The sequence below is a fragment of the Arthrobacter sp. T2-23 genome (assembly GCF_055398325.1).
This window is the reverse complement of sequence record NZ_AP027917.1, coordinates 2742701-2759451: the sequence shown is the minus strand read 5'-3', so window position 1 is coordinate 2759451 and position 16751 is coordinate 2742701. Positions and strand designations below refer to the sequence as shown.

Genomic DNA, 16751 nt, shown 5'->3' with positions numbered 1-16751 from the left:
CGGAGGCTAGCTGCCCGGCTCAAGGCGCGCGAAGGCCTGCTCGAGGTCCGCGATCAGGTCCTCGACGTCCTCGATGCCGCAGGAGAGCCGGATCAGGTTCACCGGGACCGCCAGCTCGGTGCCCTTGACCGAGGCGTGGGTCATCTCCGACGGGTAGTTCATCAGGGATTCGATGCCGCCCAGGGATTCCGCCAGGGTGAACACGGAGGTGGACTCGGCCACCTTGCGTGCCGCCGCCTCGCCGCCCTTGAACTGCACGGAGACCATGCCGCCGAACTTCTTCATCTGCTTCTTGGCCAGCTCGTGGCCCGGGTGCGAGGGCAGGCCCGGGTACAGCACGGCCTCCACCTCGGGGCGCTGCAGCAGCCATTCGGCCACGGCCTGGCCGTTGTCGCTGTGCCGGTCCATGCGCACGCCGAGGGTCTTAAGCCCGCGGGTGGTCAGGAACGCGTCCATCGGCCCGGACACTGCGCCGACGGCGAACTGCACGAAGCCGATCTTCTCGGCGAGCTCCGGGTCGTTGACGATGATGGCGCCGCCGACGACGTCGGAGTGGCCGCCGATGTACTTGGTGGTGGAGTGCACCACGACGTCGGCGCCGAGCGCCAGCGGGTTCTGCAGATACGGCGAGGCGAAGGTGTTGTCCACCACGAGGAGGGCGCCGGCGTCGTGCGCCACCTCTGCGAGGGCCGCGATGTCGGTGATCTTCATCATCGGGTTTGACGGCGTCTCCACCCAGACCAACTGCGTCTTGCCGCCGGCCGCGCCGCCGTTCGATCCTCCAGCGGCCACGGCCTTCGCGACGGCGCCAAGATCGGACATGTCCACCGGGGTGTTGCCGATCCCCCACTCGCCCAGGACGCGGCTGATCAACCGGTAGGTGCCGCCGTACGCGTCGTTGCCGAGCACAATGTGGTCCCCGGGCCGGGTGAGCGCGCGGATCATCGAGTCCTCGGCGGCCAGACCCGAACCGAAGGAGAACGCGGCGGAACCGCCCTCCAGCGCGGCAAGCTGTTCCTGCAGGGCGTCGCGGGTGGGGTTGGTGCCGCGGCCGTATTCGTAGCCTGCCCGGAGGCCGCCGATCCCGTCCTGGGCATAGGTGGAGGAGAAGTGCACCGGGGGCACCACGGCGCCGGTGCGCGGCTCGAAGGCCTGGCCGGCGTGCACAGCGCGGGTGTTGAAGCCGGCGGTTGCCGCGGAAGAGCTTTCTGGCTGGGACATGGGACTCCTTGGGCTGGTCAGTTGCTGAGGTAGGCGAGGAGGTCGTGGCGGGTCAGGATGCCCACCGGGGCGCCGACGAACGTCACCATCAGGGTGTCGGTGTCGGAGAGGAGTTCGCGGGCGGTGGAGATCGATTCGAGCGAACCGATCACCGGCAGCCGGGCCTCCATGTGTTCGGAGATCTTGTCCGTGAGCTGGGCCTCCCCGCGGAAGAGCTTGGCGGTCAGGGTGCGCTCGTCGACGGCGCCGAGGACTTCGCCCATCACCACGGGAGGCTCCTGGGAGAGTACCGGGATGTGCGAGACGCCGTATTCGTTCATGATGTTGATGACGTCGCGGACGCTTTCGTTGGGGTGGATGTGCACCAGGTCGGGCAGTTCGCCGGTCTTGGCCTTGAGCACCTCCCCCACCGAGGCTTCGTCGCCGCTGGCCAGGAAGCCGTAAGAGCGCATCCACTGGTCGTTGAAGATCTTGGCCAGGTAGCCGCGGCCGGAGTCGGGCAGGATCACCACGACGACGGCGTCGGCGGGCAGGTCCTTGGCTGCCTGAAGGGCTGCGACGACGGCCATCCCCGAGGATCCGCCCACGAGCAGGCCCTCCTCGCGGGCCAGCCGGCGGGTCATGGCGAAGGAGTCGGCGTCGCTGACGGCGATGACGGCGTCGGGAACGGCCTTGTCGTAGTTGGCCGGCCACATGTCCTCGCCGACGCCCTCGACGAAGTACGGCCGGCCGGTGCCGCCGGAGTAGACCGAGCCTGCGGGGTCGGCCCCGATGATCTTGACCACACCGCCGTCGGCCTCGGGCCGGTCCGCGGAGACTTCCTTGAGGTAGCGGCCGGTACCGGTGATGGTGCCGCCGGTGCCGGCGCCGATCACGCAGTGCGTGACCAGGCCGTCCGTGTCCTTCCAGATCTCCGGGCCGGTGGACTCGTAGTGGCTTGCCGGCGCCGCCGGGTTGGAGAACTGGTCCGGCTTGTAGGCGCCGGGAATCTCGGTGACCAGGCGGTCCGAGACGCCGTAGTAGCTTTGCGGGCTGTCCGGGGCGACGGCGGTGGGCGTCACCACGACCTCGGCACCGTAGGCCTGGAGCACGGCACGCTTGTCCTCGCCGACCTTGTCCGGGACCACGAAGATGCAGCGGTAGCCCTTTTGCTGCGCCACCAGGGCGAGCCCCACTCCGGTGTTTCCGGAGGTGGGCTCCACGATGGTCCCGCCGGGCTGGAGCTTGCCGCTGCGTTCAGCCTCTTCAATCATCTTGGCCGCGATGCGGTCCTTGATGGAACCGCCGGGGTTCAGGTATTCGAGCTTCACCAGGACCGTGGCGGCGATGCCGTCGGTGACGTGGTTGAGTTTGACGAGCGGCGTGTTGCCGATGAGGTCCAGGACGGACTGGGCGTACTTCATAGGTACAAAGTTACCGTCTGCTGCTGGCAGAAGCGGATTCAGCACGTCGCGTGGCCGCCGCAGCCCCGCGGGTGCGACGATGGGGCGGTGAAGCGAAGGACCTGGTTGAAGTCACTGCGGAGCTACCTGGTCCCCGGCGGCATGCTGCTGGCCGGGGCCGCCACGCTGGGCACCGGGCTGTTGCCCTGGCCGGCCTTCGAGGAGCTCGCCGGCCGGACGGTGCCGGTGCTGGGGTTCGTGGTGGCCATGTCCCTGGTAACGGAACTGGTGGACGACGCCGGACTGTTCCGGACGGTGACGGACCGACTGGCGGCCCTGGGCCGGGGCCGTGTGCTGCTGCTCTGGCTCCTGGTGATTGCGCTGGCCTGTGTGTCCACCGTGTTCCTCTCGCTGGATACGACGGCGGTGCTGGTCACGCCCGTCGTCGTGCTGCTGGCCGTCCACGCGCGCCTCCCGCCGCTGCCGTTCGCCCTGACCACCATCTGGCTCGCGAACACGGCGTCGCTGCTGCTGCCCGTGTCCAACCTGACCAACCTGCTGGCCCAGGCCCGGCTGGGCCTCAGCCCGGCCGCCTTCGCCTCGCTGGTCTGGGCCCCGGCGCTGGTGGGAATCCTGCTCCCCCTGGCGCTGCTCTGGCTGGCCTTCCGGAAAGAGCTGCGGGGCCGGTACGCGCCGCAGCCGGTCCACCGCGTGCGGGACAAGCTGCTGCTCTACGCCTCGGCCGGCGTGATGCTGATTCTGCTGCCGGCCCTGGTGTCCGGGGTGCCGGTATACCTGCCGGCCGCTGCCGCCGCCGCGGTCCTGCTGGCGTTGTTCCTGTGGCGGCGCCGGTCCAGCCTGCGCTGGTCGATGGTCCCGTGGCGGCCGCTGATGCTCACCATCGGTCTGTTCATGGTGGTGGAGGCGCTGCACGCCAACGGCCTGGCCCGGGTGCTGGCCGGCGTCGCAGGTTCCGGGGACAGCCTGCCCGCCCTGCTCCAGCTGGCGGGGCTCGGGGTGGGCGCCGCCAACACGGTCAACAACCTGCCGGCCTACCTCGCGCTGGAGCCGGTGGGCGGCTCGCCGGTGCGGCTCGCGGCGCTGCTTATCGGCGTGAACCTGGGTCCGCTGGTCACCCCGTGGGCGTCGCTCGCGACCCTGCTCTGGCACGAACGGCTGCGGGCGCTCAACGTCGAAATCCGCTGGGGTGGCTTCGCGCTGGCCGGCCTCGCCGCCGTCGTCCTCACCGTTCCCGCGGCGGTTGTGGCGCTGTGGCTCGCAAGCGGGATGCACTAAGGCGCGGCGTCAGGCTCCTAGATCGTTGCCCGCCGCCTCGCCGGCCGTTTCCGGCGCCGGGGCGGCGTTCTGCCAGAGCCCCACAACGTTGCCCTCCGTGTCCTTGAAGTACGCGTTCCAGCCGGACCCGGGGACCTCCATCTTGCCGCGGTGGACCGAGCCGCCCAAGGCCACGATCTGCTCCAAGGCGGCGTCGATGTCGTCGACGTCGACCGTCACCACGGGGGCGGTAAGGTCGCCGCGGCGGAACAGGCCGCCGTTGATGGACCCGGAGACCGCCGGGCGGCCTTCCTCGTTCATCGGTGTGGTCATCGCCAGGCTGTATTCCATCTCCGGCATGACCTGGAAACCCCACCCGAACACCGAACTATAGAACTCTCGGGCGCGGTTTTCGTCGTCCGCGGGAAGCTCGAAGTGCACCACTCCACCAGCCATCACATTCTCCTGACCATCAAGGGATCCGGTCCCGGGCGGACGCGGGAACCCGCGCCCAGCCGGATTCTATGCCCGGCACGTCACCGCGGCTAAGGGCCGTTGGACCCGCCGCCCCCCTGCCGCTGATGCTCCCCCTGCGGCGTCCCTGCGAAGCCCCGGATGCCTCCGCCGCCGGCCGGGCGTGGGAACATATTCGGATGACCACCGCAGAGCTCCCGGCCCGCGCAGCCGCCGCGGACGCCTCGCTCCGGTGGCACCCGGGCGGCCCCTACGATCTCCTGCAGACCCTCGGCACGCTCCGCCGGGGCCACGGTGACCCCTCCATCCGGGTTGCCCCGGACGGCTTCTGGATGGCATTCACGACGGCGTCGGGCCCTGCCACGCTGCACCTGGCCACCGCCGGCCCGGAGGCCGCGCCCTGGGTCGAGGCTCGGGCCTGGGGACTCGGTGCGGCCGAAGCGGTCAGGGGTGTCCCGCGGCTGCTCGGCCGCGACGACGACTGGACGGCCTTCGACGAACCGGGCTTTCACGCCACGCTCCCCCGGATGGTCGTCGAAGCCCGGCGCCGCAACCAGACCCTCCGGCTGCCGTCCACCGGCCGGATGATCGACGCGCTGGTGCCCACGGTCCTCGAGCAGAAAGTCACCGTGATCGAGGCACGACGGGGCTACCGCTACCTGATGTACCGCTTTGGGACCGCGGCCCCCGGCGCCGGCACCGTCGCCCCGGCCAACCTCCTCGTGCAGCCCACGCCGGAGCAGTGGCTGCGCATTCCGTCCTGGGAATGGCACAAGGCCGGCGTGGGCCCGCAGCGCTCGGACACCGTCATGCGGGCGCTCCGCTCCGCCGTCGCGCTGGAACGGCTGGCGGCAGTGCCCGCCGCCGAAGCGGCCGCGAAGCTGCAGACGCTGCCCGGAATCGGCGTCTGGACGGCGGCCGAGGTGGTGCAGCGCACGCACGGCTGCCCGGACTCGATCGCGGTGGGCGACTACCATCTGGCCGCCTACGTGGGCGCCGCCCTGACCGGGCGTAGAACGGACGACGCCGGGATGCTGCGGCTGCTCACCCCCTGGGCCGGCCATCGGCAGCGGGTGGTCCGCCTGATCGGCCTAAGCGGCTTCCGGAAGCCGGTCTTCGGCCCGCGGATGACCATCCAGGACCACCGGGACCACTGACCCCGCATTGCGGTCAGAGCCCCAGCCGGGACACCGCTTCCTGGCGCATGTCCACCTTGCGGATCTTGCCGGAGACGGTCATGGGGAAGCTCTCCCGGACGTCCACGTAGCGCGGGATCTTATAGTGCGCCAACTTCCCGCGGCAGAACTCCGCCAGCGCGTCGGCGTCGAGCGGGCCGGCGCCGGGTTTGAGGATGACGCAGGCCATCAGTTCCTCGCCGTACCTTGCGTCCGGGACGCCGATCACCTGCACGTCCTGGATGTCCGGGTGGGTGTAGAGGAACTCCTCGATTTCGCGCGGGTAGACGTTTTCGCCGCCGCGGATCACCATGTCCTTGATCCGGCCCTCGATCACGATGTACCCGTCCTCGTCCATCCGGGCGAGGTCGCCGGTGTGCATCCAGCCCTCGGCGTCGATCGCCTCCGCGGTCTTGTCCGGCTGGTTCCAGTAGCCCTTCATCACGGAGTATCCGCGGGTGCACAGCTCGCCGATCTCGCCGCGCTGCAAAACGTCCCCGGTCATCGGGTCCACAATCCGGCTCTCCAGCTGCGGCATGGTCCGGCCCACGGTCTGCGTGCGCTGGGCCAGAGTGTCCCCGTCACGGGTCATGGTGGAGACCGGGGAAGTCTCCGTCATGCCGTAGCAGATGGCGACGTCGCGCATGTTCATCTCGGCGATCACCCGGTTCATCACCTCGATGGGGCACAGGGAGCCGGCCATGACGCCGGTGCGCAGCGTTGAGAGGTCGTAGGAGGCGAAGTCCGGCAGGGCAAGTTCGGCGATGAACATGGTTGGCACGCCGTAGAGCGAGGTCCCGCCGAAGTCCTGCACCGCCTCCAGCGCCGCGGCGGGCGAGAACCCGCGGCCCGGAATGATGGTGGCGGCGCCATGGCTGAAGGCGGCAAGGTTTCCGATCACCATGCCGAAGCAATGGTAGAACGGCACCGGCAGCACCACGCGGTCGTGCTCGGTGTAGCCCAGCAGCTCCCCGATGGAGTAGCCGTTGTTGAGCAGGTTGTGGTGAGTCAGCGTGGCGCCCTTGGGGAAGCCGGTGGTCCCGGAGGTGTACTGCAGGTTGATCGCGTCGTGCGGGTCCAGTTCGGCCATCCGCGCCTTCAGCCCGGAATGCGCGACGTCGTCGGCCCGCCGCAGCAGTTCGGCGTACGTCTGCTCCGCCGCGCCTTCCGGAACCCCGGCGGCGAGGTCGGGCTGGCCGCCGTCCGGCAGGAACACGAGTTCCAGCAATTCGGGACATTCGGCCAGGGCCTGACGCGCCATGCCGGTGTAGTCGCTGTTCTTGTCCGACGGCGCCGCCACGAGCATCCGCATGCCGTTCTGCCTGACGACGAACTCGAGTTCGTGGCTGCGGTAGGCCGGATTGACGTTGACCAGGATGGCCCCGACCTTCGCCGTGGCGTACTGCAGGATGGTCCACTCGGCGCAGTTCGGGCTCCAGATGCCCACCCTGTCGCCCTTATCGACGCCGACGGCGAGCAACGCGCGGGCAAGCCGGTCGACGTCGTCGTTCATCTTGGTGTAGCTCCACCGCCGGGCTTCCCCGCCCGGGACTGCCGCCGCCTCGATCAAGGCATCGTGGTAGGGGAACCGGGCGACGATCCGCTCGAAATTGTCGCCGATAGTCTCATGGAGCAACGGGACGTCAGTGTCCCCGGCTGTGTAGGCAAGCATGGTGCGACGCTACCAACAGGGCGGCGGCATGAGAAGGGTAAAGCATGGAAGTCCTAGGAAATCTTGTGCACATGCTCCGGTGCGCCGGTGGACGCCGGGTAGGGTGAAACCATGAGCGCACCTATTGACCTGCAGGCCACTTTCATCCCCAACGACGGCGAATTCTTCCGCGTGAAACTTGCCCTCGAGATCGCGATCGACGAGGTGGTCAACGAACCCGGCTGCCTCCGGTACGAGCTGACCGAGGCGAGCGAAAATAAACTGGTGCTGAGCGAACAGTGGGCCTCGCAGGAGGACCTGGACAGGCACGCCAAAGGCACCGCTCTCCAGGACCTGAACGAGTCACTGAGCGCGTTGCTGGCCGAGCCCGTGAAGCTGGAGAAGCTCTAGGGCCCACCGGCGCCACGGCGCACAACACAAACGCGGGGTCACCTCACGCACATAATCCCGTCAAGGATGGGCGCGAAGTGACCCCGCGTTGCTTTAAGTTTCTGTTGCCGGCCTAGGCGTCCGGGATCTGGGTGCCGTCCTGCGGGGCGGCGGCCTCTGCCTGCGAGCGCGCCACGTGCGCGTGGACTTCCTCCATGTCCAGGGCCTTGACGGCGTCGACCACCTGCTCCAGCTGCTGAGCGTTTAGCGCGCCCGGCTGGGAGAAGACCAGCACCTTTTCGCGGAAGGCCATCAGCGTGGGGATCGAGGTGATGCCGGCCTCGGCGGCAAGCTGCTGCTCCGCCTCGGTGTCCACCTTGGAGAAGACGACGTCGGGGTGCTTCTCGGAGACGGCAGAGTAAGTGGGGCCGAACTGCTTGCACGGGCCGCACCATTCGGCCCAGAAGTCTACAAGGACAATATCGTTGTCCTCGACGGTCGATGCGAACTGTTCACCTGTAATGTCTACGGTTGCCATGGCTTCAACGGTACGCGAGCGGCCCGCGAATGTCCCCCGCGTTTCGCTGATGGCTCATCCCGGGCGGCCCAGGCCGGTACATCAGGCCGGCAGATCAGGCCCAGACGTGCGGGGCCGCACGGCGGGCGCCGGGCAGCGCATTTGTTTCGCGCCAGTCATGGATCCACTCAGGCAGTACCAGGTCCGCCGGGGGCGCCCCGAATTCGCCGATGATCTCGTCCTGGCTGACCGGCTTGCCCTTGCTGACCAGCCGGGTGGCAATGTGGGCGCGGGCGTAGATTTCGCCGTCGGCCACCATCCGCTGTTCAAAGTAGATGGCCTTCTCGTCCAGCCCGATGACTTTGGTCTCGATCGTGTACTGCTGCCACAGCTGCAGGGAGCGGCGGAACGCGATGGTCTCCCCCGCCACCACCGGGGTCCAGCCGCGCCTGCGGATGGCCTTCCACGTCCCGCTGCGTGCCATCAGGTCAAACCGGCCCAGGTCCATCAGCGAGAAATACATGCCGTTGTTGACATGCAGCGCGATGTCGATGTCCGTCGGCAGGACGCGCAGCGGCAGCGACGAGGCATCCCAGATGCCCAGCGGGGGGCGCCGGGCGGAGGTGATGAGCAGGAGGAGGGTGCGGAGGAGCAGGTGCATGCACACTATGTTACCCGTGAGTAACAAAGGTGCCAAGGGGTTGCCCCGCCTCAGTCGGCCGAGAGGACGGCCACCGTGGCCTTCCGCCCGGAGGCCCGGATGGTCCAACAATGTCCGGTGCCGATGACTTCCAGGTCCTCCAGCTCCGCATGGCGCAGCAGCAGCGCCGTATTCTCGTCCACCGCCACGGCCCGGTCCACGAGGCCCTCCGCCACGGCCCCCACCGCCCGGCTCAGGGTGCCGGCCTGCGCGGCATGGACGTCGACGGCGAACGGAACCAGTCCCAGGCCGTCGCGGACGTCGAGTTCATCAAGGCCTTCGGAGCACTCGACCGAGCACACCTCGGTGCCCCGGATCCGGTAGCCGCCCACGAGCGCCCGTTGCGGCGCGATCATCGCCCCCGCGGAGAACCCCAGGTAGGGCACACCGGCTGCGGCGGCCGCACGGATCGCTGCCGCCGAGCCGAGCAGCCCGGCGAGGTATTCGGGGGTGGGACCGCCCCCGACGACAATCCCGTCGACGTCGTCGAACGCCGCCGGATCGGCCGGTTCGCCGGTGCGCAGCAGGGTGGGCGCCACATCGCAGGGTATGCGGCTCCGCAGGGGTTCCAGGTAGGCGGGGAGGAAGTACTCCGAACTTCCCTCACGGTCGAAGAGCACGACCGCGATCCGGGGAGGCCTGCTTCCGCCGGCGCGGCGCCGGACATCCTTCACGAAGCGGTCAAAAACCACCGGGGTTGTGACAGTGTCCGGGCCGCCGCCCACGAGGATGATGCTCATGGGTTCACGGTACCTGCCGGGTTGCCTGTGCGTCAGTCTGTGGCGATCAGCTCGATCTCGAAGCCGTCTGAATTCACCAGGTAGGCGGCAAAATGCGCGGGACCGCCGGCGTGGGGATATTCCTCCGGGAACAGCTCGGTCCAGCCGTGGGCGGGAGCGGTCGCCGCCATGGTGTCCACCTGCGTCCGGGTCCCGGCGTGGAAGGCCAGGTGGTTCAGCCCGGGGGCGGTGCGCCGGTGGGTTCGGCTGCTTAGGTCCGGCGATTCCTCAACGACGATGTACGTCGGTCCGTGCCGCCAGCTGCGCCCTTGGGGCCAGTCTTGGTATTGCTCATAGCCGAGCCCGGTCAGCAGCCAGCCCCATTGGTCCTTGGCCCTGGCTAGCTCCGGCACCCAGAGTTCCACGTGGTGCAGCGCACCAAAAGATTCGTCAGTCACTGTGAGAGTCTGGCACGCGACTCAGTACAGGACGCGCTGGAAGAGGACGTGGTCCTGCCATGAACCGGCAATGTGGAGGTATTCGGGCGCGACGCCGATCTGCTGGAAGCCGGCCCGCCGAAGCACGGCCTGGGAGGCTGCGTTGTGCGGCAGGGTGGCCGCCTGGATCCGGTGCAGGTCCAGCGCCCTGCGGGCGGCATCAAGAACATGCGCCACCGCGGCCGAGCCAATGCCCTTGCCGGTGGTTTCCCGGTCCACCCAATACCCCAGGTTTGCGCTGCGGAAAGGGCCACGCACGATGCCGCTCAACGTCATGGTTCCCACGGCGCGGTCGCCGGCCAGCAGGATCCAGGGCACTCCGGTTCCAGCGGCGAACATGTCGAGCTTTCCCCCGATGTCGGCGCTCTGCCCCTCGGTTGTGAAGAATTCCGCCGTCCGCGCCGGCTCCCAGGGCTCCAGATGCTCCCGGTTCCGCAGGTAGGCGGCGCCCAGCCACTTGGCGTCGGACCGTTGAAGCAGCCTGATGTGGACGTCGCCGGGCAAGTCCCCCGCCAGCATGTCTGAACCGTCAGTCGTCACGTCCCCATCCTTCCGGGTCCCCGCAACTGCCGCCGTCAGCGACGCGCCGCCCGCGGGGCCGCCGGGGATCGGTTCCCCCTGGCCCCTGCCCCGACCGGCTGACCGACCGGCCGGCCGGCCAGGCAAGTTAGACTCGGGGCATGTCGGCTCTGTGGGGGCGCGGATCCTGCGCGTAAAAGTGGTGTTGCTGGTGTTGCTCCTGCCGCTGGCCGCCTGCGAATACAGCCCCGACGAGCCGCCCGCGCCTGCGCCGACTGCCACGCACTCAGCCGATCCCGCGGTATTCCTGGCCGCAGTGACCCGGCAGCTCGGGGGACCGCCCGCCGGCTCCGACCTCCCGTATGCCATCGGCAAGACCGCCGAATGGACCGCCGAGCTTGCAGCCGGGGACTACCTGCTGACGGCGGCCTGCTCCGGCGCTACCCGGCTGGAACTGACGGTGAGTCGTGTCCAGGGACTTCCGGAAGCCTGGGACTACCCGTGCGGTGAAGCCCGCGCCTCGTTCTTCCGCCACACCGGCGGAACGCTCACGGCCCGTGCCACCGCGCTCTACGGACTCGAAGCCGGGGTCGCCGGGGTGAAGATCGAGCCCAACTCGGACGAATCACTGCGCGAGAATTTCGGCGCCAGCGCCTGGGCACGGGACGTCCTGGACCCGTCCAAACCCGGCGAATACCGCGGGTCCGCCACGTCCGATGCGCCGACCAGCTTTGGGCTCGCCGCCCCCGCCGGCGGCTACGAATTGAACTTCGCCTGCCGCGGGACGGCAGCGACCCAACTGTCCATCCGCAGCTGGAACGGCGCGCCGGCCCTGGCTGAAGTGACCGTCCCATGCGGGGAGGTCATCAGCACCGATCTCCAGCTGCCCTCCGACGGCGCCGAGCTGAGCATGGCGCCCGCCGGCGGAACCGGGCAGTACTCGTTCCGGCTGGTGCCGCCCGGGAAGGGGCAGGGCTAGTCTGCGGACTCGTCCGCGGGCGGGTCCGTCGACTGGTCGGCGGCCCCGGCCAGGGCCATGACCATGCGCTCCATCCGGGCGATGCCGGCGAAGCGGCCCGCGTTGTCCGTCACCAGGAGCGGGTCGAAGCGCTGGTTTTGCGGCCTCGTCATCGAGCGGGCCAGGGCCTGGCTGAGCGGTGTATCAAGGTTCACCCGCATTCCGGGGCTCACCACGCCAAGCGCGGACGCCCCGGCGCCCAGCACGGCAACCGGCCGCAGGCGCTCGCCCAGCAGCACGACGGCGTCCAGCGCCGGGTTGGCCGCGAACGCTTCGGCCGCCTGCGCGACGGTAGTCGCCGCCGTCGCCGGTTCGACGACGTCGCGGATGACCGTCTTGTGGGTCACCGGACGGGCGCTGGCCAAGCGGTGCGCCACGTCAAGGTCGATACCGGCCCACGGCGGGGCGGGCCGGGCAAGGTAGTAGCCCTGTACGAGCGGGACCCCCAGCGAGACCAGCGCGTCGAGTTCCTCAACCCGCTCCACACCCTCGGCCAGGATCCACGCATCCACGCGGCTCGCAAAGGCTCCGAGCATCCCGATGAGGGCGCGTTTCGCCTCGTCGCGGTCGACGTCCTGGATGAGTGCCCGGTCGATCTTGATCATTGAAGGCCGCAGGGCCAGCAGGTGGCGCAGTCCCGCATAGCCCGCTCCGGCGTCGTCGACGGCAATCAAGGCTCCGGCGGCGCGCAGTTGGTTGAGATCCGGTTCCAGCTCCAGGTACGAATCGATGGGAGTTTGCTCCGTCAGTTCGACGATGAGTCCCCCCAGCGCACCCTCTTCGCGCCAGACACTTCGGATCTCTTCCGAGCCCAGCAGCTCCGGCGAGACGTTGAGGGTAAGGAAGCAGTTGGCCGGCAGCGCGGCGCGGGCCTTCAGCGCCGTCCGCAGCGCGGCGGACTCAAGCTCGGCGCCTCTTCCGCGTTCCCGTGCAGCCGAGAACCAGACTTCGGGGTTCTTTTCGGCGTAGCCGGGGAACCTCGCAAGAGCCTCATAGCCAACCACGGCGCCGCGAGCGGTATCAACAATCGGCTGATAGGCCGTTGCCAGTCCTTCGCCGCGGCAGGCCGAGGCCAGCAGGTTGTCCCAGTCGGGCGGCGCGGGCGGCGCGGGCTCAGGGCCTGGGCCGCCTGCCGCTGGTATCAACTAACCGGGTGGATTGCTTTGTGCACCGATTCGACCAGCTCGGCAGGCAGATCGGTCAGGCCATGCACGGAAGCGGCATGCGCCCCCACCTGGACCAGGATCTCGTCCTCGGTGCTGCAAACCCAGCGGGCTTCACAACCGGGAACGACGTCACCACATGCAAACGACTTCACTTCAGCTCCTAAGACTCAATCACCAACGGACCAACCCTACTCCGCGGTAGGGGTGAATCGGCCGATACGCGGCCCCGGGTGTCGTCCTACGGGCCGCCGCCGCCGGTCCCGCCGGTCACAGGAATTAATGCTCCGGCCCCCTGTTGTCACCACCCTCGTCCGGCTATGGTGGTTGGTGAACGACCCTCTCCGTAGACTCAATGACGAGGCGGGGTGTCGTTCCGGCCACAGCGGGTCCAGGATTACCGTTCCGTGAACCCCCTGTTGGCGTTGGGGCAGGCGCGGGGGGTCCCCAAGTAAAAATCAATCCGTGCCCAGGCGCGACAGGCGCGCACCACTCATACCAGGCACGGAGCCTCGAATCCGCTGACGACGCGCTTCTCCGCTTGCCGCGGCCCTTTGGCCACCATGGCACCAGTGGAGCGCGAGCCTGCGCCGGGTTGTTTCGGGGCCATCACCGCAGACGCTTCGGAGGGCTTCATGTCGGGCGGCCGCGGTTCACCAAAATGGAACTCACGCAAGGAAACCTCATGAAGAGCTCACTACGACTGGTCGGCGTCACCCTGCTTGCCAGCGGACTAGGCCTCGGCGGCACCGTCCTCTCCGCGGCAGCGGCATCAGCGGACACCGGGCTGAAGACAACAGCAACCATGTCGGGCGAACACAGGGATTTCAAGGATGATACCTGTATGACCCGGCACGACTCCTCCCACGGCTCGTGGGACTCGAAGGGCCGTTTCCACGACCGCGATGACAATAGCGGCTGGCGCGATGACAACTGCAACTGGCGTTCCGACGACGACACCGACGGCAGTTGGCACGACGGGAATGGTTGCCAGCATGATCGTTGGGGCTGGTGGAGCCATGACGGCAGGTTCAACTGGGACGATCGCCGCGAAGACCACAGTTCCTGGAGCCACGACCATGACAACGGCAACTCCGGAGACCACCGCTCCGATCACAAGTCAGACGACAACGTCCACAAGGTCCACGACAAGTGGAGCAAGGAGTAGCTAGCAACGGAGGCTGACTGAAACGTTCCCGCTCGACGGGAACAGTGGGGGCACCGTTCATGCGGCGCCCCTCAGCCGTGCCTGCAGGCCGAGGCGTAACCGATCAGCCGGTGACGTTTGGGGTGGCGCCGTCGTTGGCGGCCACTTCGGCCAGCCACTCAAGGGCGTCCGCGGTGGAGGTGAAGTAACGTTGCGGGCATTCGTTCCCGCGGCGCATCCAAGCCGCGACCACGCGGTCCACGTTCGATTGACCGACCAAGGCCACGGAGGAGACGAAGCGGCTTTCCAGGTAGTGGTTGCGAGCGCCGGCACTCGGCTTGACGTCGCTGATGTCGATCAGCAGGGGCAGCATCCTGCCGGCACTGATTTTTGATATGGCCAGCACGGATTCGGCCGCGTCCGCGGTTCCGAGCGCGGAACCCCCGGCCCAGACCAGCTGAAGAATGCCGCTCTCATCCAGGCTGAGCGTACCCTTGCCAGCCGCCAGGACTATTTCCATCGTGGTTCCCCCTCCCGCGACAGACTAGCGTGTCGCGGGCCAAAACGTGACGCCAGTTACTTTTTCACCCAAAAAATGACGGTCCGGCGCACATCGGTTGCTCCGCAACGGCCGTTTCACGGCCCATAACGGCGACTAGGGAGCACCCGCTTCGGCCCGCGAGGCCGGACAAAAGAAAAAGCCTCCGGAACCGATGGGTTCCGGAGGCTTTCTCGAGGGTGGCAGATGAGGGATTCGAACCCCCGTAGGCGTTGCCAGCTGATTTACAGTCAGCCCCCTTTGGCCGCTCGGGTAATCTGCCGAACTTCAAAAGAAGATCACTCGCGGCCTCCGTGATCGGAACGCCTGTTTCCAGTCCGTTCCGCTTCCAGCAACCGCGGGCAAGACAACTTTACAGAACTTCCGCCGAAGAATCGAATCGGCTCACGGCGGCCCCGGGAAGGCCGGAATATCAGGCTTCTCCGAGGATGCGGCCGGCAATTTTGGCCTCGAACTTCGCCGCCTGCTCCGCCGTGACCTGGTTGAGCTGCACTGCCCGGGCCAGGTCCGCTTGCACCCCGTCCAGGCGGGCGGAAGCGTCGGCCGCGGGGCTGAGGATGATCGAGGCGGCGAGCGCCGCGGCCGCTATTGAGGTCGCCGCCGTCGTGAGGGAGTTCGCGGCTGCGGCGGTGGTGCTGGTGACGTAACGGACGGCCTTGCGGTTCATGTGCCTTGCCTTTCAAGCGGCTCTTCCAACGGGTACAACTCTGCCGGAGCAGGCTTCGTTCCCCCCGTGGTTCAGCTTTGAGCCAACTGTGAGAACCGGTCCACCCGCGGCACCTTCACAACCGGAGCATCCGTACTAGGCTGGAATGCAGAAAACACCGCCCTCAGCAGGGCGCCCGGACAACCATCAGGAGGACAGTCATGGCAGGCGAATCCACATTCGACGTCGTCAGCAAGGTCGACAAGCAGGAGGTCGCCAACGCGCTGAACCAGGCGCAGAAGGAACTGGCGCAGCGTTACGACTTCAAGGGCGTCGGCGCCGAGGTCGACTTCAGCGGCGAGAAGATCCTCATGAAAGCCAACTCGGAAGAGCGGGTACTGGCCGTCCTGGACGTGTTGCAGTCCAAGCTCATCCGCCGCGGTATCTCGCTGAAGTCCCTCGACACGGGCGAGCCCTACCCGTCCGGCAAGGAGTTCCGGCTCGAGGCCACCATCAAGGAAGGCATCGCCCAGGACCTGGCGAAGAAGATCAACAAGCTGATCCGCGATGAGGGGCCCAAGTCAGTCAAATCGCAGATCCAGGGCGACGAGCTCCGCGTGACCTCCAAGTCCCGAGACGACCTGCAGGAGACCATGAACCTGCTGAAGGGCTTCGACGAGGCCGACCTGCAGTTCGTGAACTTCCGCAGCTAGGAGCGCCATCCCGGCCGGGTTCCAGCGTCATCACCGATGCCGGGGCCCGGCCTTTTCGTGCCTACCCCAGTTGCCGGCCCGCCATCCGCTCGAGCCGTCCGATCCGCTCGCTCATCGGCGGGTGCGTGGAGAACATCCGTGCCAAGCCGCCGCCGCGGAACGGGTTCGCGATCATCAGGTGCGAGGCGTTCACCAGCCGCTGGTCCTGCGGCAACGGCGCGAGCTGCACGCCCTGCTCGATCTTGCGCAGGGCGGAGGCCAGCGCCAGCGGGTCCCCGGTGAGCGCCGAGCCGTCCTCGTCGGCGTCGTACTCCCGGGTCCGGGAGATGGCCATCTGGATCAGCGAGGCGGCGAACGGCGCCAGCAGCGCCATCGCGAGCAGCGCTAGCGGGTTGCCGTTGCGCCGGTCACCGCCACCGCCGAAGAAGAGCAGCATCTGGCCCACCGAGGTGATCACGCCGGCGACGGCGGCAGCCACCGAGGACGTGAGGATATCCCGGTTGTAGACGTGCATCAGCTCGTGGCCCAGCACGCCACGGAGTTCACGGGCGTCGAGCAGCTGCAGGATGCCCTGCGTGCAGGAGACCGCCGCGTTCTGCGGATTCCGGCCGGTGGCGAACGCGTTCGGCGCCATCGTCGGCGAGACGTAGATCCGGGGCATCGGCTGGTTGGCGCGGGCCGAGAGCTCCCGGACAATCTGGTACAGCTGGGGCGCCTCGGCCTCCGTCACCGGGTAGGCCTGCATGGACCGGATCGCGATCTTGTCGCTGTTCCAGTATCCGTAGGCCGTGGTGCCGACGCCGATCAGCGCCATGATCCAGATCGGCGCCGCGCTGCGCGTGCCCGATCCGATCAGCGCGCCGAGGCCCAGCAGCACCGCCCAGAGCACCCCGAACAGGGCCGCCGTCTTCAGGCCGTTGTGATGGTTGTGCACAGGTCCTCCCGTTATGCCCCGGGTGTCCCCAAAGGATCACCCACTTGAGAA

General features: G+C 68.1%; 20 protein-coding genes and 1 tRNA gene. 6 read left to right on the top strand and 15 right to left on the bottom strand.

Annotated elements, in window-relative coordinates:
- Window positions 1-6 precede the first annotated feature (6 nt).
- Window positions 7-1221 (bottom strand): cystathionine gamma-synthase, encoded by a 1215-nt coding sequence (locus ACZ5Z0_RS12850; RefSeq protein ID WP_464108776.1) that lies wholly within the window; start codon window positions 1219-1221, stop codon window positions 7-9.
- A 17-nt stretch (window positions 1222-1238) separates the two neighbouring features.
- Window positions 1239-2624 (bottom strand): cystathionine beta-synthase, encoded by a 1386-nt coding sequence (locus ACZ5Z0_RS12845; protein WP_464108775.1) that lies wholly within the window; start codon window positions 2622-2624, stop codon window positions 1239-1241.
- Window positions 2625-2765: 141 nt separating this feature from the next.
- Between ACZ5Z0_RS12845 and ACZ5Z0_RS12840 the strand changes: the two genes are divergently transcribed.
- The gene (locus tag ACZ5Z0_RS12840) at window positions 2766-3899 is read left to right on the top strand and encodes an SLC13 family permease (RefSeq protein WP_464110784.1); all 1134 of its coding nucleotides are present in this window, start codon (window positions 2766-2768) and stop codon (window positions 3897-3899) included.
- 9 nt (window positions 3900-3908) lie between these two features.
- Here the strand turns inward: ACZ5Z0_RS12840 and ACZ5Z0_RS12835 are convergent, their stop codons facing one another.
- The gene (locus ACZ5Z0_RS12835; RefSeq protein ID WP_138768492.1) at window positions 3909-4334 is read right to left on the bottom strand and encodes a VOC family protein; all 426 of its coding nucleotides are present in this window, start codon (window positions 4332-4334) and stop codon (window positions 3909-3911) included.
- Between the two features lie 197 nt (window positions 4335-4531).
- On the opposite strand from ACZ5Z0_RS12835, the gene ACZ5Z0_RS12830 reads away from it, so the two are divergent.
- Entirely contained in the window at window positions 4532-5509 is a 978-nt protein-coding gene (locus tag ACZ5Z0_RS12830) for a DNA-3-methyladenine glycosylase family protein (RefSeq protein ID WP_464108774.1), read from the top strand.
- Between the two features lie 13 nt (window positions 5510-5522).
- On the opposite strand, the gene ACZ5Z0_RS12825 is transcribed toward ACZ5Z0_RS12830, so the two are convergent.
- Entirely contained in the window at window positions 5523-7199 is a 1677-nt protein-coding gene (locus ACZ5Z0_RS12825; RefSeq protein WP_464108773.1) for an AMP-binding protein, read from the bottom strand.
- A 111-nt stretch (window positions 7200-7310) separates the two neighbouring features.
- On the opposite strand from ACZ5Z0_RS12825, the gene ACZ5Z0_RS12820 reads away from it, so the two are divergent.
- Window positions 7311-7589, top strand: coding sequence for a putative quinol monooxygenase (locus ACZ5Z0_RS12820; RefSeq protein ID WP_464108772.1), 279 nt, complete (start codon window positions 7311-7313; stop codon window positions 7587-7589).
- A 112-nt stretch (window positions 7590-7701) separates the two neighbouring features.
- On the opposite strand, the gene trxA is transcribed toward ACZ5Z0_RS12820, so the two are convergent.
- The 5 genes from trxA to ACZ5Z0_RS12795 form a co-directional block, all read right to left on the bottom strand.
- On the bottom strand, window positions 7702-8106 hold the full coding sequence (trxA, locus tag ACZ5Z0_RS12815) for a thioredoxin (RefSeq protein WP_464108771.1): 405 nt from the start codon (window positions 8104-8106) through the stop codon (window positions 7702-7704).
- Between the two features lie 94 nt (window positions 8107-8200).
- Window positions 8201-8746 (bottom strand): acyl-CoA thioesterase, encoded by a 546-nt coding sequence (locus tag ACZ5Z0_RS12810; RefSeq protein WP_464108770.1) that lies wholly within the window; start codon window positions 8744-8746, stop codon window positions 8201-8203.
- Window positions 8747-8796: 50 nt separating this feature from the next.
- Window positions 8797-9525, bottom strand: coding sequence for a Type 1 glutamine amidotransferase-like domain-containing protein (locus tag ACZ5Z0_RS12805; protein WP_464108769.1), 729 nt, complete (start codon window positions 9523-9525; stop codon window positions 8797-8799).
- A 32-nt stretch (window positions 9526-9557) separates the two neighbouring features.
- On the bottom strand, window positions 9558-9962 hold the full coding sequence (locus ACZ5Z0_RS12800) for a VOC family protein (protein WP_464108768.1): 405 nt from the start codon (window positions 9960-9962) through the stop codon (window positions 9558-9560).
- A gap of 21 nt (window positions 9963-9983) precedes the next feature.
- The gene (locus tag ACZ5Z0_RS12795) at window positions 9984-10520 is read right to left on the bottom strand and encodes a GNAT family N-acetyltransferase (RefSeq protein WP_464110783.1); all 537 of its coding nucleotides are present in this window, start codon (window positions 10518-10520) and stop codon (window positions 9984-9986) included.
- Window positions 10521-10692: 172 nt separating this feature from the next.
- On the opposite strand from ACZ5Z0_RS12795, the gene ACZ5Z0_RS12790 reads away from it, so the two are divergent.
- On the top strand, window positions 10693-11499 hold the full coding sequence (locus ACZ5Z0_RS12790) for a hypothetical protein (RefSeq protein WP_464108767.1): 807 nt from the start codon (window positions 10693-10695) through the stop codon (window positions 11497-11499).
- Here the strand turns inward: ACZ5Z0_RS12790 and ACZ5Z0_RS12785 are convergent.
- Window positions 11496-12683: an EAL domain-containing protein gene (locus ACZ5Z0_RS12785; protein ID WP_464108766.1), complete on the bottom strand. Its 1188-nt coding sequence runs from the start codon at window positions 12681-12683 to the stop codon at window positions 11496-11498. The two genes, ACZ5Z0_RS12790 and ACZ5Z0_RS12785, sit on opposite strands and share 4 nt — an antisense overlap.
- Window positions 12680-12856, bottom strand: coding sequence for a DUF1059 domain-containing protein (locus tag ACZ5Z0_RS12780; RefSeq protein ID WP_464108765.1), 177 nt, complete (start codon window positions 12854-12856; stop codon window positions 12680-12682). The genes ACZ5Z0_RS12785 and ACZ5Z0_RS12780 overlap by 4 nt, the downstream gene beginning before the upstream one ends.
- A gap of 530 nt (window positions 12857-13386) precedes the next feature.
- Here ACZ5Z0_RS12780 and ACZ5Z0_RS12775 point away from each other — a divergent pair.
- The gene (locus tag ACZ5Z0_RS12775; protein WP_464108764.1) at window positions 13387-13869 is read left to right on the top strand and encodes a hypothetical protein; all 483 of its coding nucleotides are present in this window, start codon (window positions 13387-13389) and stop codon (window positions 13867-13869) included.
- Window positions 13870-13972: 103 nt separating this feature from the next.
- Here the strand turns inward: ACZ5Z0_RS12775 and ACZ5Z0_RS12770 are convergent, their stop codons facing one another.
- The 3 genes from ACZ5Z0_RS12770 to ACZ5Z0_RS12760 all read right to left on the bottom strand — a co-directional run bounded on the left by ACZ5Z0_RS12770 (window position 13973) and on the right by ACZ5Z0_RS12760 (window position 15074).
- The gene (locus tag ACZ5Z0_RS12770) at window positions 13973-14368 is read right to left on the bottom strand and encodes a DUF7793 family protein (protein ID WP_464108763.1); all 396 of its coding nucleotides are present in this window, start codon (window positions 14366-14368) and stop codon (window positions 13973-13975) included.
- 219 nt (window positions 14369-14587) lie between these two features.
- Window positions 14588-14669: transfer RNA gene (locus ACZ5Z0_RS12765), tRNA-Tyr, on the bottom strand.
- 150 nt (window positions 14670-14819) lie between these two features.
- On the bottom strand, window positions 14820-15074 hold the full coding sequence (locus ACZ5Z0_RS12760; RefSeq protein WP_464108762.1) for a hypothetical protein: 255 nt from the start codon (window positions 15072-15074) through the stop codon (window positions 14820-14822).
- 200 nt (window positions 15075-15274) lie between these two features.
- On the opposite strand from ACZ5Z0_RS12760, the gene ACZ5Z0_RS12755 reads away from it, so the two are divergent.
- Window positions 15275-15766, top strand: coding sequence for a YajQ family cyclic di-GMP-binding protein (locus ACZ5Z0_RS12755; protein WP_138768479.1), 492 nt, complete (start codon window positions 15275-15277; stop codon window positions 15764-15766).
- A gap of 61 nt (window positions 15767-15827) precedes the next feature.
- On the opposite strand, the gene htpX is transcribed toward ACZ5Z0_RS12755, so the two are convergent.
- Window positions 15828-16700 carry a zinc metalloprotease HtpX gene (htpX, locus tag ACZ5Z0_RS12750; RefSeq protein WP_464108761.1) on the bottom strand — a complete coding sequence of 291 codons (873 nt, stop codon included), beginning with the start codon at window positions 16698-16700 and terminating at the stop codon, window positions 15828-15830.
- Between the last annotated feature and the right edge of the window lie 51 nt (window positions 16701-16751).

Bases quoted from the DNA above. Each gene is read 5' to 3' on its own strand.
- ACZ5Z0_RS12850 (WP_464108776.1), bottom strand. From the start codon at position 1,221: ATGTCCCAGCCAGAAAGCTCTTCCGCGGCAACCGCCGGCTTCAACACC.
- ACZ5Z0_RS12845 (WP_464108775.1), bottom strand. From the start codon at position 2,624: ATGAAGTACGCCCAGTCCGTCCTGGACCTCATCGGCAACACGCCGCTC.
- ACZ5Z0_RS12840 (WP_464110784.1), top strand. From the start codon at position 2,766: ATGCTGCTGGCCGGGGCCGCCACGCTGGGCACCGGGCTGTTGCCCTGG.
- ACZ5Z0_RS12835 (WP_138768492.1), bottom strand. From the start codon at position 4,334: ATGGCTGGTGGAGTGGTGCACTTCGAGCTTCCCGCGGACGACGAAAAC.
- ACZ5Z0_RS12830 (WP_464108774.1), top strand. From the start codon at position 4,532: ATGACCACCGCAGAGCTCCCGGCCCGCGCAGCCGCCGCGGACGCCTCG.
- ACZ5Z0_RS12825 (WP_464108773.1), bottom strand. From the start codon at position 7,199: ATGCTTGCCTACACAGCCGGGGACACTGACGTCCCGTTGCTCCATGAG.
- ACZ5Z0_RS12820 (WP_464108772.1), top strand. From the start codon at position 7,311: ATGAGCGCACCTATTGACCTGCAGGCCACTTTCATCCCCAACGACGGC.
- trxA (WP_464108771.1), bottom strand. From the start codon at position 8,106: ATGGCAACCGTAGACATTACAGGTGAACAGTTCGCATCGACCGTCGAG.
- ACZ5Z0_RS12810 (WP_464108770.1), bottom strand. From the start codon at position 8,746: ATGCACCTGCTCCTCCGCACCCTCCTCCTGCTCATCACCTCCGCCCGG.
- ACZ5Z0_RS12805 (WP_464108769.1), bottom strand. From the start codon at position 9,525: ATGAGCATCATCCTCGTGGGCGGCGGCCCGGACACTGTCACAACCCCG.
- ACZ5Z0_RS12795 (WP_464110783.1), bottom strand. From the start codon at position 10,520: ATGCTGGCGGGGGACTTGCCCGGCGACGTCCACATCAGGCTGCTTCAA.
- ACZ5Z0_RS12775 (WP_464108764.1), top strand. From the start codon at position 13,387: ATGAAGAGCTCACTACGACTGGTCGGCGTCACCCTGCTTGCCAGCGGA.
- ACZ5Z0_RS12770 (WP_464108763.1), bottom strand. From the start codon at position 14,368: ATGGAAATAGTCCTGGCGGCTGGCAAGGGTACGCTCAGCCTGGATGAG.
- ACZ5Z0_RS12760 (WP_464108762.1), bottom strand. From the start codon at position 15,074: ATGAACCGCAAGGCCGTCCGTTACGTCACCAGCACCACCGCCGCAGCC.
- ACZ5Z0_RS12755 (WP_138768479.1), top strand. From the start codon at position 15,275: ATGGCAGGCGAATCCACATTCGACGTCGTCAGCAAGGTCGACAAGCAG.